This is a genomic window from Paracoccus hibiscisoli, assembly GCF_005048265.1.
Lineage (GTDB): Bacteria > Pseudomonadota > Alphaproteobacteria > Rhodobacterales > Rhodobacteraceae > Paracoccus > Paracoccus hibiscisoli.
In genome coordinates this window covers 1-14,392 of sequence record NZ_SUNH01000045.1, presented here as the reverse complement: position 1 = coordinate 14,392, position 14,392 = coordinate 1, and the positions used below count along the sequence as shown (strand labels likewise).

Sequence of the window (14,392 nt, the reverse complement as noted above, 5' to 3'; positions counted from 1 at the left end):
AACCTCGTGTGGTCCATGGACTTCATGGCCGACCGTCTGGCCGATGGTCGCCAATTCCGGCTGCTGAACGTGCTCGACGACTTCAACCGCGAGGGTCTGGGCATTGAGGTCGACTTTTCGCTTCCGGCCGAGCGCGTGGTTCGGGCGCTGAACCAGATCATCGAGTGGCGCGGCAAGCCCATGGCCATCAGGGTCGACAACGGCCCGGAATACATCAGCGCAACCCTGGCAAACTGGGCCGCAAAGCAGGGCATTGTCCTGACCCACATCCAGCCCGGCAAACCGCAGCAGAACGCTTACGTCGAGCGCTACAACCGCACCGTCCGCCATGAATGGCTCGACCTCTACATTTTTGAAACCATCGCGGAGGCACAGAGTATCGCAACCGACTGGCTCTGGACTTACAACAACGAGCGACCCAACATGGGCATCGGCGGCATAACACCCGCACAGAAACTGAAAATGGCTGCGTGAGTTCTACGACCAAACCCCGTTAAAACGGGGAGGATTACCTTCCGACAGCGATGTTTTCTTAACTAATGGGTGCAATAAGGCATAAGGCTGCAGGTCCGGGGACGCCGGCATTTTGAAAGTGGATTCGAGTCCATCAGGATCTGGAAAGAGTTCTACAAGTGTCTATTGTCAAACGAACGATTGAAGCATTTCCCCGAGGCCGAACTACTGAGGAACTAATTGTTCTCGTTGGTGCAGCTTTCGATCAAGACAGGCGACGCGCGGTTTTGGCGGAACTGCAGGCACTGGCGCTTTCCGGCGAAATCCGCTCTGAGCGTGGAGGACGCTGGATACCAATCGCTGCAAATCAGGCTCTCGCTACACCGTCTTTGCAAGGCATCGTCGCAAGTTCTACCAATGGCAAAAGCGATTTTCTTTATGCGGTCCCAGGTGTTTTTCAGACCGAGGCTTTGTCCGTCGTTGACGAGCTTGGAGATGATGAAGACTCCGGTGTCATTGATCCGCAGGCGTTGCTGCGTTACTGGCGTTCAGCTCTGAGGTCAGATCCAAGGGGAGCGGTCACGCAGGCGCCTGATCGTCACGGTGCGCAGTGGGTTTTGGTGACGGGTCGAGGCCCCTTGAATCCCGAGCCTAACACGCGGCGCGTCTTATCATTCGATTTGGAATCCCTTCCCCCGGAATTTCGACAGGCGTTGCTCCGGCGTCAGGCGAATGAAATGACGCTGGCCGTGGGTTGGCCGATCATGGTTGGCAGGCAGTCAGGCGCCCCAGCAATTTGGCCGGTAGGCCTGCTAGCAGCCGAGTGGACGCGCTCCGCAAATTGCTTGCGTGTGACCATCGACGAGGACGATGTCCTCGTGAACCCGGCATGGCTGGAGGGCGCAGCCCGAACGTCCGGCTGGAAGAAGGCTGAGCTAGCTCAAATTCTCGCTTCAACCGACGGGGTGGGGCTGCGCACAGAAGAGTTCCTTCCAAGGCTTCGTGAGGCAGCCGCAAGGCATATGCGTGGGCGGCTCAACGGTCATCAAATGGTGGCTCAGATCGATCTTGATGCTGGTGGTATCTTCGACATCGCCGCGCTTTTTCTTCCGACCGAGTCGACCTTTACCGCCGGTGTCGTGCGCGACCTCGATGCGATCGGCTCATGGTCGGTTGAGAGGCTGAGTCAAACAGCCTTGGCGCCTGTTCTGGGCTTGGAGCCTGTCCTAACGGGGCAACCGGCGCCCGACATCAACGTAGGCTTGCTCAACGGCGAGCAGTGCGATGCTGTTCGGCATGCCTGCCAAGCGCCGTTGACGGTGGTAACCGGGCCGCCAGGCACGGGGAAGAGCCAAGCTATCGTATCGATGGCAGCTTCGGTCCTGCTGAATGGCGGAATTGTGCTTGTGGCGTCAAAGAATCACCAAGCGCTGGATGCTGTAGAGGAGCGCCTAGGCGGGCTTGCGCCAGATCTGCCGTTCCTCGTGCGAACGCTCAATCCGCAACGTGATATCGACAGATCGGTTGAGCATGTGCTGACCGAGATGCTCAAGGATGCGATTGCCCTACCGCGTTCACTGGATCAGGAGCTTTTGGCGAGAGCCAATGTGCTGTCGGCAGAGCGACGGGTGTCCCTTGACCTTATCCGACAGCGTGCGACGTTGGAGTGCGAAATCTCCGAACTGGTAGAGCGGATTGATGCGCGCGAGCGGTTCGCCGCCACAACTGGCCGGCAGGCCGCTCCAGGTGAAAGGGCGCCGGATTTCCTTCTCAGAATTTGGCGTTTGACCTTGACCCTGTTCAGACGATTACCGGCCAGCCCCTTGGAAACCCCACGGCCCCCTCTTCCCGAGGGAGTGCCGTTGAAGGTCTTGAAGGCGCGTCTGGACACTGTCCGCGCAGAGCGCGATGCGCTTTCCCAGAGCGGAGATCCCGTCAAGCTGACTGATGAACTGAAGGATCTGGCGCAAACCATCCTGCCGTCTGCCCTTTCCGCCCGTGTGGCCCTGTCAGAGGATGACCGACAGGCTTTGGAGGCAGCCTTTGCCGACCATCAGTTCCACGGTGGCCGGTCTCTTCCATCAGAACTGGTTCGCCCGGTCCTGCAGCATAGGCCTCTTTGGCTCGCCTCGGTGCTGGGGACGCCCAAGCGGATCCCTCTCGACGATGGCTTGTTTGACCTCGTCATTTTCGACGAGGCGAGCCAATGCGACATCGCTTCGGCGCTCCCTCTATTTGCCAGGGCAAAGCGAGCCGTCGTGGTAGGAGACGATCGTCAGCTCAGCTTCATTCCGCAGTTGGGTCAGGCGCAGGATCGAAACCTGATGAAGGCTCAGGGCCTTCCGACTTCGGGTATGGGGCGTTTTGCGCAGAGCAAGCAGTCACTGTTCGACTTTGCCAAGCGTGTTCCCTCGGTGTCGCGTGTGCTGTTGAGGCATCAATACCGCTCGGCCGGGCCGATCGTAGATTACATCAGTTCGACCTTCTATGGCGGGCAATTGGCTACGTCCTACGACCCCTCGGCCATCCGGCCTCCTCTGGGACAGAAGCCCGGTATTGCGTGGACACACGTTTCGGCGCCGGCACTGGCGCAGAAGGGTAATGTCAATCCCGCAGAGGCCGAGGCGATCGCAGGGCATGTCTATGAGCTATTGGTCAAGCAAGGATATGACGGTAGCGTTGGCGTGATCTCGCCCTTCCGTCCACAGGTTCAAGCGATCGAAACTACGGTGCGAGCCAGAGTGCCGATACAGAAACTCGAGGCAGCGGAATTCCGTGCTGCAACCGTCGACGGGTTTCAGGGGCAGGAGCGCGACCTGATTCTGTTTTCGCCTTGCCTGTCCAACAGCAGCGCCCTTTCTGCCGTCACCTTCCTGCAAAAAGATCTTCGGCGCATCAACGTTGCCATTTCGCGGGCACGGGCCGTGGCACATGTGTTCGGCGACCTTAGTTACGCACGTTCTGGAAAAGTGGCTGCGTTGGCCCGTCTTGCCGCTGTCGCTACAGAGCCACGGCGATCAATCGGAGAGGGCGTGTTTGACAGCGAATGGGAACGGCGAGTGTTCCATGGGCTCAAGGATCGCGGACTCGACCCAGAGCCACAATACGAGATCGCGGGCAGGCGCCTCGATTTTGCCCTGTTCGGTCGGAACGGTGTGAAACTCGACCTAGAGGTCGATGGCCGGCACTGGCATCAGGACAGTGACGGCCGACGCAAGATGTCGGACGTCTGGCGTGACCATCAACTGCAATCGCTGGGCTGGCAGGTTCGCCGGTTCTGGGTAGATGAACTTTCAAAGGATATGGAGGCATGTCTTGACCTCGTCGAACGAGACCTTTCGTAGATCGCGGGCGTTCAGCTACCTCGCAGGTGTCCTGACCGTCATGACTCTGGCTGGGATTGGTGCGCTGGCATGGCAGGTTAACACCCTGAGCGAGCGGTATGGCCAGATAGAACGGGATATAAGTCATTACTCGGGACAGCGCGAGCAGCTGCGAATGGCCCGAGAGAATCTGAGTGCTGAGCTCTCGCAGCTTGAGGCCAAGCTTAGCGCTGCCTCCAATGAACTGCGCCGCGCGGAGCAGGGGCGAGACGAGGCGGCGGCGGCTGAAAAAGCGGCTCTTGAGGCGACAGAAGCCGCGGAGGCCAGGCTGGTGAGCCTTCGCGAGCGCGAGGCAGGGGCCCGCGAGGTAATCGCGACAGGCGAGCGGGAAAGCGGCAGATTACAGTCGCTGACTTCCCGGAGCGAGACGTTGCAGCGCGCTGTCGCTGACCTCGAGCGCCGGAAGCAAGAGCTGGAGGCCTCTACCTCTGTCGCTCGCACTGAACTGGCGACATCGCAGGATTCACTTCTGGCTTTGCAGGATCAACGAAACACCGTCTCCTCCGACGTCGAGCGGCTTCAGGTTGAAAAAGAGGGGCTCGAGCCGCTTAAGGCCCGCGTGGAGGCACTGCGAGCCGAGGACACCGAACTTGGGCAGAAGTTATCGGCGGCCCGTATCGCGTTGCGCGACATCGAGGCCGGCCAGCAGACTGCGCAGGATCGTCTTGCTTCCCTTCAGGAGCAAGTAGAGCAAGAAGGCTTAAGGCTTGCAGAGGCTGTGCAGGCCCGCGGGGTTGCTGAAGGCCAGCTCGCAAGTCTAAGGACCCAGGTGGACGGTCTGGAGCGACAGCGTGGGGATTGGACCCAAGAAGCTGAAGAGGCCGCGACCAAGCTACAACAAGTGGAACAGGCACGGCAGGCTGCACAGGAAGCACAGCAGCAGGCGGCGTCCGCTCTGACTTCCGCCCGGCAAGCGCTTCAGCAGGTCCAGACGGACCGCGATACCGCACACGCAGAGCGCGACCGGGTTCAGGCCGAGCTTGGCACTTTTCAGGAAGCGATCACGCGTGATCGCGCGGTCCTTGCACAGATCGAAGCCGCGCAGGGCCAGATCGCCACCCTGACCGGTCAGCGCGATGCGCTGGCCGAAGAGGTCGCGCGCCGACAGGCCGAGATCGGTGCCTTCGCCACCCAGTTTAGCGAGGCGACGTCCTCCCTGGAAAAGGCGCAGGAGGCTCTGGCTGCCGTTCAGGGACGTCAAGCCGCTGCGGAGACCGCAGAAGCTGGCGCGGTGGCCCGAAGGAGTGCTATCGAGGGGGCAGTCCAACTGGCGGAAGCGCGAGAAAGGGCACTGCAGGAGGCCCTGTCGGGGGCACAGGGCGCCTTGGCGGAGGCCTTGGCTGAGCGCGAGGCATTGGAAACGGCGCGCACCTCGGCTCAAGCTGATCTTGCACGCCTTGAACAGCAAATCATCGTCCGGAGTGCGATTCTTGCAGAGGTGGAATTGGCTGAGGCTCGTGGGCAAGAGCTCTCTACTCAGAACGATATCTGGGAGCAACGACTGACGACCTTGCGCGGCGAGGTCGCAGCGGCCGCGGCCGACAGTCAGATCGTGCCCGAAGCACTGAATGATGCGCAGCCCGTGAGCGCTATTCTTTCGCCGGAGCAGGATGTCCCAGTCCAAGAAATCGGTCCGATGAGGGAGCCAGATGCATCATCAGACCAATCCCAGACGCCCCTGGCCGATGAATGATTGAGAAAGCGTAGACCATGTTGACCGGAAGCCCTATCCTCGTTCTGTTCGTCGCTGGTGCCTTGGCGTTTCTTACGGTTTTGCATTTTTGGCTGGCAACACGGTATGACCACGGCCGTTCCATCCAGGGACCGCTTGAGGAGGAACGGGCCATTTTTGCCCGCATCACCGAAAAGCGCGCCACGCTGGCAGATATTGAGCACGATTTGCAGAAGCGCCGCGAGGCGTTGGCAGTGGTCGCCGACGTTCAGGCCGAGGTCGATGCCCTCACGCGCAAGCGCGACGATCTGCTGGACGAATGGAACCAGATGGAGCCGCGCCGGCAGGAAGTTTTGGCCCTGCGCCGAGAACTCGAGGAGGTGCAAGTCGAAAAGCTGCGCTTCGACGGAGAGTTCGCGGCAGCCAAAGCCGAGCACGAAGAAATCCGCGACCGGCTGGCACGGGCAGAGCGACTTCTAGATCAGATTGAAAGCTTGAAGAAGGAGCGGGAAGAGCTGGCAAATCGCATTGAGCAGCTCAAGCCTGAACTACGGCTTTTGGAGGAGGCCAAGGAGAGAGTTGCGCATCTTGACGGCCGGGCCATCGCCCTTGAAGCCGATGTTGCCCGGCTTCAAGGGCAGATCGACGCCGGACAGGACCGAGTTGATGAGCTGGACACCCGGATTGCAGCGTCACGCAACGCCGCGGCGGAGGTTGAGAACGCGCGGACAAAGGCCTTGGCAGATCTTTCTGCGGTCGAGCTGGCGCTGCGCGGGGCAGAAGCACAGAGCAGGGATGCGGAAGAGCGCATGCGGCGCAATCAGGCCGGGCTTGATCGCATTAAGGCCGATCTGGACGCTTCGCGTCTGGAGCTGACAGATCTGCAAGATCAGGTTGGCGAACTGACGTCTCACGTCAACGAGCTGCAAGAGCAAAAGGCCGTGCTGGCAGCCGAACGCTCGAACGCGGTTTTTTCTCTTGATGACATGCGTCGCGAGATCGACCGTCTTGAGGAGACGCGAGCAATGCTTGAAGCTCGCAATGCGAAACTGTCGCGCCAGAGCGGTGAGGCTGGCACCTCCGACGACGATCCCCTTCGCGAACTGAAGGTGGAGCCGCAGTTGATCACTGTGCTGCGCAACTGGGAAGAAAGCGAAGCTATCGATGAGAACGATGCATTGCAGCGCGTCCAGGGACACTTCCGCGCCACGGGCCTGACCTACTCCGACCGTAAGCTTCGCGCTTTCCATACGGCTATGAAGGTCAACGAGAGCACTCAGATGGCCGTGCTTGCAGGAATATCGGGCACAGGCAAAAGCCAGCTTCCGCGGCAATACGCGGCGGGTATGGGAATTGGCTTTTTGCAGGTGCCGGTGCAGCCGCGATGGGACAGCCCGCAGGACTTGATGGGCTTCTACAATTATGTCGAAGGTCGTTTCCGTCCGACTGATATGGCGCGCGCGCTCTGGGCGATGGACGAGCTCAACAACCCGGAAGGCGCTCTCCACGACCGAATGCTGATGATCCTGTTGGATGAGATGAACCTCGCACGGGTCGAGTATTACTTCTCTGATTTCTTAAGCCGACTGGAAAGTCGCCCGGCCGCATTCGAAGTCGGCGAAGGAAGTCGCCGGAAAGATGCAGAGATCGAACTGGAGATCCCTACGCCTGATGGAAAGTCGCCGCGCATCTTCCCTGGATACAATCTGCTGTTCGCCGGGACCATGAACGAAGATGAGAGCACCCAGTCTCTGTCTGACAAGGTCGTCGACCGGGCAAACGTAATCCGATTTGCGGCGCCGCGAAAGATCGACAGTGGTGCTGCAGGAAGAGAGCGCCCGGCCGATGTGGCTCTTAAGCGTAGCACATGGCAACGCTGGGCGCAGCCGAGGCGCGCTGATCACGAACGAAAGGACGCTGCAAGCAAGATCGAGCAGATGGCCGAGATGATGAAGGATATCGGTCGTCCCTTCGGCCACCGCTTGGGTCGCGCGATGCTTTCTTATGTCGATCTATATCCTCGAACCCAAGGGATCCCCGATATCGTTAACCATGCGTTGGCGGATCAGGTCGAGATGCGACTATTGCCAAAGCTACGTGGCATTGAGGTCGAAGCGAAACGTCAGGAGCTCGACGAGCTTGAAGCGTTTGTTTCGGGCCTTGGTGACACTGAATTGGCGACAGCGATCAGCAAGTCCGTCGCCGCTGCCGAGACCACCGGTCAATTCGTTTGGCTGGGAGTCGGCCGCGAATGAAGCGGCTCCTGCGGCCTTGGTCTTCCAGACACATCGATGACGACGATCCATTCGGTCCAGACGCCTGTCTGCTGAGCGAGAGTGGGCCTCTCGTCCCAAACGGCGTGTCATATGCCGAGCTGATGTCTGGCTCCTTCCGGGGTGAGGTGCGCAAGCTGCTGCTGCATCCCTACCCTAAGCGCGCCCGTGATCAGAACCCCTCCCGCGAAGGGTTCCCAATACGCCCACCGCTGAACAATGAGCCTAGAACGGCGGACGAGGAATTTGCATCTGATACCCTGCGCCGGATGAACGAGGTTCTCGCCCGCATCCAGGAGCTTGAGGATGCTTTGGACGATCCCTCGCAGATCTGGCCTCGACTTCGCGGCGCTTGGAAACGGGCCGAGGATGAGGCCGATCCAAGGATGTCAGAGATTGTGAGGCAGGCGCGAGAGATTAGTCCGGTCCTCAAGGACCTCGAGAAGCGGATCCGCCGCGTTCTGAGGCGCACGCGTGAGCTAACGCCACTGGATCGCGTGCAGGAGATGGATCGGGCCTCGATGTTGTGGCTCAGTCGCCAGCCCGGCAGGACAATTGCTGAGCGTGCCGGGCCTGCGCAACGTATCCTCTCGACAGTGAGATATGAGAACTTCGACACCCTCGAGAACCGGGTGTTCCATTCCTACGTCCGCCTTGCTGCGCTGGTGGCCCGGGAGTGGCAACGAGAGCATCGACAAGCACATGGAAGTGACAGGTTCCGGTTGGTCGATACGCTGCGTCTGCGCTGTAGGGCCATCGCATGCGACTTGGAGGCACTCGGCGTCGGATTGGCAGAGCCCGGCACGACTCCGAACTACGTGTTGATGCAAGACAGGGGATATCGAACGGTTCGCCAAAACTGGGTGCGCTTGTTGCGCCGAGAGCGGATCCTCGACGATCTCTGGGCATGGCAGGCACAGACCTGGACGGACTTCGCTGTTCTCGCGATTGTTCTGGCCATTGACGAGCTGGATGAGGCGCGGCCAATTGCCCAGTCTCCGATAGTCTGGCGGCAAGAGGCGTTTAAAGGCCGCTGGTTCGACCAGGACCGTCCGCTGGCAGTGTTCTGGCTGGAGGAGACCGGCCGGATCGTAGAAGTGCAGGCGCGACCAGAGCAGCCGGGTCCACTTCTGACTCTCGCTCGTGCGCATGTGTCGTTGAGGGTGACGGACCCTACTAGAACCGAGTTGCCAAGGCGGATAGCCGTCTGGACCCCGCATGCTATGCAGCGGATGGACATTCAGGTCGGCGGAGAAGATGCAGCCTCAAGGCTGAGCGAGATCGGACAGGTCGCATCGGGCGAAATCATGCGGGACGGTCTCATTCTGACGCCGGCACAGGGGGACCCCCAGCACCTTGTCGCATCACGCGGCAAAGCGCATGTCGATGTCATCGCGCTCGATGCGTCCGGCGTCAGCCTTGCTCTTGGCATGGAAGCGCTGAGGGAATTCATCCGACGCGATATTTGGCGGTGAGCGTATGAAGTTCCGAAAGCTATGTGGATTCGACGTGAATGGCTGGCGCGATGGCGCTGCCCGAAACTGGGTCGCCCGTCCTGGTGATGAAGAAGAGTTTGGCACCCTCCGAATTGTGGAGGGGGCGGTTCTTCCGGATGCGGTTCTGTCCGGCGACGGCAAAGGCGCGCGCTGGATCGGCGGCGCACAGGCCGATCTGGCTCCACATGGGCGGGGTGGCGGTTGGGGTGTGTTCGGTCATCCTGACCGTCGCCACTCGGTCCGATCACTGATGTGTGAGGAGGGCACCTCTTCGGCATGCTTGGCCGCAGCCTTCACTGGTCTGGCCGAGGGGGCCAATTATTCCGTCGCCTCTATCGAAGATACCGATCTTGTGACGGAGCCGCTGCAAGAGCGCCTCTTTTTAGCTCTGTCAGCCGCCAAGGCGGGAAAATCGCTTCTTGTCTGGCGGTCTGTCCTGTCAGTGCTATACGCGATCCACGACGAGACGATGGCCAGCGCCACTCGCGACGGCGCCTTGATCGGCATCATTGGTCACGTCGGGGCGGGCTTCTCGGTTCAGACGCTTCGTATCAGAGCCGAGAGGAAGGGTGAGGTGCGGCACTTCGCCCCGGAGCGGCGGCAGGTCGGTGATCTCGTCACTTCCCCGCTCGGTTACGAGGGCCTTGTGGATAGCGCCGCCGCGCAGATCTTGGCGCAAGCCCCGGACAGAATCACGGAACATTACCTGAACGCTCGGTCCGTAGGAAGACTGGCGTTTGGTCTAAACTCCAGGCCCGAGCCATTGCGGCGTGCGAACGGAGAATGGGATGTTCTGGTGCCGCCAGATCATTTGACCTTGCCGCTGGAGACCTTACCGAACGTTGTCGGTGCTCGTCTGGCAGGTTGCGACGTCGTCCTCTTCGAAAGCCTGACAGAAGGAGGGGTGCGGCAATTCATTATTGATCGGATGCGAGATTTCCTGCCCATGCCATTTGTCGATCTTCCGGTGTCCTCGGTGGCACAGGGGGCCTTGATCGCGGCTGAACGGCACGCCAGTGGGCAAACGGTATACTTCGATTTTCTGCCGCGGATCGCAACCATTGTGCAAGGTGCCAAGGGAGCCCAGCATTACGAGCTGATCGACGAGTCAGAGACCTTGCCTGCCGGAAGACTTTATCGCAGTCCCCAACCTGCACGCTTTTTGCTGATGGGCGGGCAGGACCGTTTTCATGTCTATCTTAGGAAGGAAACGCATGCCAAACCTCGCAAGGCGCTTGTCGAGGTAGCCACGCAATCGCAGGAAGCCGCGCCAGTCGATCTCTGGGTCGAACAGGTCCCTGCCGCGGGGCGCGCCAAGATCATGATGCAAGCGCCCACGCTCTCACTACAATTCATGGTAGACTGGGATTCGGCAGAAATTTTGGACCAGACATGGGAAGAGCTGCTTGATGACCTCGCAACGCCGCCACCGACGATTCCGAAACGGCTCGTGCTGCCGTGCGGCATGTTTGCTTGGGAGGACAGTCCAAAAGGACCGGGCCTGATAACACTTCTTGATCAGAACTCTCGAAAAAGCAGGCCCGACTGGGAAGAACTCGCTACCAAGCTTTCAGCCCGGCCAAATGGACACTACTGCATTTCGAGCGATGGCGATGTTCCCTCGGACGCACCGGGGCATTCAGTCGAACAGCTTGATGACCTGACGCAACGTGCTCTTCTTACCGTAAGGCAGATGAATAATGGCAGCATCGAGCCAGACACGGCGCCATTGAAATTTCTCACGTGGCAATTCCGAAGATGCCCAATCGAAGTCGTGTCGATTCTGCTTGATGCTTGGAAAGCGCGCCTGCTTTCAGAGCCCTATCCGCTCGCTACATCATCACAGGCATGGATTCTCATCCGTCAGGGCTTAGGTCGGATCATCAGGTCGTCCGACCACGAAGGCGCGGCACTTTCATTGCTGCTCAGGACTCCCATGAGCTCTTGGAACTGGCGCCAGGAAACCGCCGCGGCTGCTTTCCTGCTATCGCGCTCAGACGAAAGCCCCGCTATTCTCGAACGCGCCGATGTAGATCTGCTTGGCGCCCGTGTGCTTGAAGAATTCGAGGCCAGCTTAGGGACAGAATACACAAAGTTCAGCTATGCGCCATTTTTGCTCGTGGGCCTTATGCGCTGGCGGCTGAAATCTGCTCGAGCTCTCGTGGTTGGGCACGATCCCCTTGCTGACCAGTTGGCGCACGCGGTTGAGCGGGCGCTGGAGGATTTGTCGCGTCGCGCGCGGCGGGTGGATAAGATTGAGCGGGTAGCCCGCAAGTGGCAGCCTCTCTTATCGGCTGCTCTTGAGGAGCTACGAGGATCCGGAAAGAACCCTGATCTATTAGCGGCAATGTATGACGCATGACCCTTTTGCTGTGCGTTGGCCATTCATATTAAATTGAGCACATTAGCTGGGGTAGGTGACGGTGGTTGTCTGTCCCCGCAACCAAAAAAATATCGCGATAACAGAACGTTACGAGCCGTCCGGAAGGGCGGCTTTTTGCGTTGCGCAAATGACTCAACACAGACTCAAAAAAACAGCCTGCAACGGGGAAGGAGGCGTTGCTTTTGTGTATTGACCCATCTGAATCCGCTCAGGTTAAGCGGCTAATCTGAATGCCTCAGTCGGCGTGCGCATGGCAAGCGCCTGATTGATGGGGGCGGCGGTTGTTGTAGAAGCTGATCCAGTCGCCGATGACCCGGCTCGCATGCTGGATGCTCTCGAAGCGATGGCGGTGAACATGACCTGCCACTGGTTTTTCATCCAGCCGCGACCGGAGCCCGGTGGTCATTTACGCCTGTTGGCGCGGGTTGAGCAATCGGCCGGCGCGCGGAGCCCTCATCGCGTGCAGCGGGATGGGCGATTGCGGTGGTCAGGTGCAGGGCGAAACCTGCAGGGGTTTGGTATCCGAGGGCCGAGTGAGGGCGTTCGGTGTTGTAGTCGGTCACCCAAGCCGCGATCAGATCACGGGCATGGGCCAGGTTGCGAAACAGGGTCTCGTTCAGAAACTCGTCCCGCATCCTGCCGTTGAAGCTTTCCACGAAGCCGTTCTGCATGGGTTTGCCCGGCGCGATTTAGTGCCATTCGACCTTGTGCTCGGCGCACCACTTCAAGATCGCGTTTGAAGTCAGTTCGGTCCCGTTGTCTGAAACGATCATTCTGGCCTGCCGCGGCGTTCGATCAGTGCCGCCAGCTCCCGGGCCACGCGGCGGCCCGAGATCGACGTGTCCGGGATCGCCGCCAGGCATTCCCGGGTGACATCATCGACCACATTCAGGATGCGGAACCGCCGCCCGCAGGCGAACTGGTCATGGACGAAATCGAGCGACCAGCAAGCATTGGCCCGCGCCTCGATCAGGATCGGGGCCCGTGTCCCAAGCGCCTTGCGGCGCGCTTTGCGTTTGCGGACAGTTAACCCTTCTTCGCTGTAGAGCCGGTAGATGCGGTTGATCCCGGAAGGCTCTCCCTCACGGCGCAAGAGCACGAACAGCCGCGGATACCCGAACCGGCGCCGTTCATTGGCCAGGTCGCGTAGCCGGCTCCGCAGCGCGGTGTCAGGCGCCCTATGCGACTGGTATCGAACCATCTTCCGGTCCGCCCCGGCAATCTGGCACGCCCGCCGTTCCGACAGCCCGAACAGGGCCTTCAGATGCGCGACTGCCTCGCGCTTCACGGCGGGCGCTACCACTTTTTTGACAAGAGTTCCTTCATCGCCGCTATGTCGAGCATCTGCTCGGCCAGCCGCCGCTTCAGTCTGGCGTTGTTCGCCTGCTCTCTCGGACCGATGGCGTTCGCAGGCTCACTCCTCAAGCGCCTTCAGCCGCTTGGCCTCCGACACCGTCATCCCGGAATACTTCGCCTTCCAGGCATAGAACGTGCCTTCCGACATCCCGTGTTTGCGGCAGAGATCGGCGCACTTCGCGCCCGCTTCATGCTCCTGCAGAATGCCGATGATCTGCTCTTCGGTTCGTATCGTTCGCTTCATCATCCGTCCCTTCCTTGGGGCGGACTCTAGTCGCTGGTGGAGGAAAAATCCCGTGGTAGGTCACCAACAGAACGGCATGGTCGAGCGCGTCATCAGGACACTCAAGGAGCAATGTGTTCACCGCCATCGCTTCGAGAGCATCCAGCATGCGAGCCGGGTCATCGGCGACTGGATCAGCTTCTACAACAACCGCCGCCCCCATCAGGCGCTTGCCATGCGCACGCCGGCCGAGGCATTCAGATTAGCCGCTTAACCTGAGCAGATTCAGATGGGTCAATACATCGCGGCGCAGCTGGTGCCAGATCTTACGCACGCCGTAGACGCGCCAGTTCTCTTCGAACACACGGCGGATCTCGCGGCGCAGGGCTTCATCAAGGCGGGCGCGGTCCGAAAGGCGAGCAGGATCGGCCCGCTTCGCCAGGTGATCATAGTAGGTGGATGGGGCGATCGGCAGCACGTCGCAGATCGGCTCGACCCCGTGCGCATCCCGATGCGCGTCAATGAGCCCCACCATCACTTCGACCGGCGGTCGAGCTCCGCCATCGCAAAATACGCTGACGCCTTGCGAAGGATCTCGTTCGCTTGGCGCAGCTCGCGGTTCTCGCGTTCCAGCGCCTTCATCTTCTCGGCCATCTCGCTGGAGACGCCCGGACGTTTGCTGCTATCAACCTCGGCCTTCTTGACCTAATCGTTCAGGGTCTGTGGCGCGCAGCCGATCTTCGATGAAATCGACAAGACCGCCTGCCAGCGCGATCCATGCTGGTTCTGATTGTCTAAGACCAATCGCACCGCGCGTTCACGCACTTCCGAAGAAAACTTGTTCGTGGTCTTGCTCATGATGCTCTACCTTACTCAGGAGTTGGAGCCTCCGGCAAACCCGGCGCGGTTCACGGTTCAAACCCCCAATCCGGCCTACTTCAACCGGCCAATGCCCGAAGTGGTGGCGGCGTGACCGAGGCGGAACACCACCTAGAAAACGCTCGGAACTGTTTAAATCAGCCGAACAACCTCTATCGGACCAGTGGCGTTCCATGGCTCACTCCGCATGTTCAATTCCAGCGCGCAATAGATGCGGTAGACCCGCTTGTGGTTCCAGAGATGACCCTTCATGTTGCGCAGGTGCAGGAAAAAC

At 60.0% G+C, this 14,392-nt stretch carries 9 protein-coding genes, 2 pseudogenes and 1 other annotated feature; of the genes and pseudogenes, 8 read left to right on the top strand and 3 right to left on the bottom strand.

The annotated features are described in order from the left end of the window. The 6 genes from FA740_RS18210 to FA740_RS18185 form a co-directional block, all read left to right on the top strand. On the top strand, nucleotides 1-474 hold a 474-nt coding region (locus tag FA740_RS18210), incomplete at its 5' end, for an integrase core domain-containing protein (protein WP_136858247.1). Nucleotides 475-632: 158 nt separating this feature from the next. Then, nucleotides 633-3,797 carry an AAA domain-containing protein gene (locus FA740_RS18205; RefSeq protein ID WP_136858246.1) on the top strand — a complete coding sequence of 1,055 codons (3,165 nt, stop codon included), beginning with the start codon at nucleotides 633-635 and terminating at the stop codon, nucleotides 3,795-3,797. Continuing rightward, nucleotides 3,769-5,529 (top strand): coiled-coil domain-containing protein, encoded by a 1,761-nt coding sequence (locus FA740_RS18200; protein WP_136858245.1) that lies wholly within the window; start codon nucleotides 3,769-3,771, stop codon nucleotides 5,527-5,529. The genes FA740_RS18205 and FA740_RS18200 overlap by 29 nt, the downstream gene beginning before the upstream one ends. A gap of 17 nt (nucleotides 5,530-5,546) precedes the next feature. Next, nucleotides 5,547-7,763: a chromosome segregation ATPase-like protein gene (locus FA740_RS18195; RefSeq protein WP_136858244.1), complete on the top strand. Its 2,217-nt coding sequence runs from the start codon at nucleotides 5,547-5,549 to the stop codon at nucleotides 7,761-7,763. 146 nt (nucleotides 7,764-7,909) lie between these two features. Further along, nucleotides 7,910-9,256, top strand: a complete 1,347-nt coding sequence (locus FA740_RS18190) for a hypothetical protein (RefSeq protein WP_246053727.1) — start codon at nucleotides 7,910-7,912, stop codon at nucleotides 9,254-9,256. 4 nt (nucleotides 9,257-9,260) lie between these two features. Then, nucleotides 9,261-11,639 (top strand): hypothetical protein, encoded by a 2,379-nt coding sequence (locus tag FA740_RS18185; protein ID WP_169306367.1) that lies wholly within the window; start codon nucleotides 9,261-9,263, stop codon nucleotides 11,637-11,639. A gap of 256 nt (nucleotides 11,640-11,895) precedes the next feature. Here the strand turns inward: FA740_RS18185 and FA740_RS18180 are convergent, their stop codons facing one another. Beyond that, nucleotides 11,896-12,066 carry an integrase core domain-containing protein gene (locus tag FA740_RS18180; protein WP_211243754.1) on the bottom strand — a complete coding sequence of 57 codons (171 nt, stop codon included), beginning with the start codon at nucleotides 12,064-12,066 and terminating at the stop codon, nucleotides 11,896-11,898. After that, nucleotides 12,035-13,260, bottom strand: a pseudogene (locus FA740_RS18175) (IS3 family transposase). Before FA740_RS18175 ends, FA740_RS18180 begins: the two are co-directional and overlap by 32 nt. 76 nt (nucleotides 13,261-13,336) lie before the next feature. Here FA740_RS18175 and FA740_RS18170 point away from each other — a divergent pair. Next, entirely contained in the window at nucleotides 13,337-13,513 is a 177-nt protein-coding gene (locus FA740_RS18170) for an integrase core domain-containing protein (protein WP_211243753.1), read from the top strand. A 27-nt stretch (nucleotides 13,514-13,540) separates the two neighbouring features. Here the strand turns inward: FA740_RS18170 and FA740_RS20240 are convergent. Continuing rightward, a pseudogene (locus FA740_RS20240) lies at nucleotides 13,541-14,097 on the bottom strand (IS3 family transposase); the annotation flags it as partial. After that, nucleotides 13,700-13,816, bottom strand: a sequence feature (AL1L pseudoknot). It overlaps the preceding pseudogene by 117 nt. A gap of 111 nt (nucleotides 14,098-14,208) precedes the next feature. Between FA740_RS20240 and FA740_RS19935 the strand changes: the two are divergent. After that, nucleotides 14,209-14,392, top strand: a 184-nt coding sequence (locus FA740_RS19935) for a hypothetical protein (RefSeq protein ID WP_211243755.1), incomplete at its 3' end; no start/stop codon positions are given.

Coding starts and splice junctions, on each gene's coding strand:
- FA740_RS18195 (WP_136858244.1), top strand. CDS start 5,547: ATGTTGACCGGAAGCCCTATCCTCGTTCTGTTCGTCGCTGGTGCCTTG.
- FA740_RS18185 (WP_169306367.1), top strand. CDS start 9,261: ATGAAGTTCCGAAAGCTATGTGGATTCGACGTGAATGGCTGGCGCGAT.
- FA740_RS18170 (WP_211243753.1), top strand. CDS start 13,337: ATGGTCGAGCGCGTCATCAGGACACTCAAGGAGCAATGTGTTCACCGC.
- FA740_RS18180 (WP_211243754.1), bottom strand. CDS start 12,066: ATGACCACCGGGCTCCGGTCGCGGCTGGATGAAAAACCAGTGGCAGGT.